Source organism: Ramlibacter sp. WS9 (genome assembly GCF_003797765.1).
Taxonomy (GTDB): Bacteria; Pseudomonadota; Gammaproteobacteria; order Burkholderiales; family Burkholderiaceae_C; genus Ramlibacter.
Map to the genome: position 1 here is coordinate 1 of NZ_RKMB01000169.1, position 400 is coordinate 400.

The 400-nt window shown below is 67.8% G+C and carries 1 protein-coding gene; it reads left to right on the forward strand.

Going from position 1 to position 400, the window contains the following annotated elements; all coding sequences use genetic code 11:
* The coding region (locus tag EEB15_RS33495) for a hypothetical protein (RefSeq protein ID WP_199236724.1) at positions 1-337 on the forward strand (337 nt) is incomplete at its 5' end.
* Positions 338-400 lie beyond the last annotated feature (63 nt).

The window sequence follows — 400 nt, forward strand, 5'->3', positions numbered from 1 at the left end:
GTTCTGGACCCTGCTGTCGATCTTCGCCATGGTTTTCATGATGCCCTATGTGCTGATGTGCCTGGCCTTCGTCCGCCTGCGCCGCGCTGACCCGCGTCCACGGCCCTACCGGATGCCGCTGGGCGACCGCCTGGCCAGTCTCTGGGCGCTGTTCGTCGCGCTGCATGTGCTGGCCGGCATCTGCCTGTTCGTCGTCACCCCCGGCGCGCCGATGGACTGGGCCTACGCCGGCAAGATCGTCGGCGGCGTGGCGCTGGCCCTGGCAGTGGGCGAACTGCTGATCCGCCAGGCGGCGCGAAGGCGCGGCGTGATGTCACTGCGCGGTGCCTACGGTTGAGGAGCGGCCCTGTCGCAACAGCGCCTATGGCGTTAATGTGCCGTTAACGCCCTTGGTGGGTAA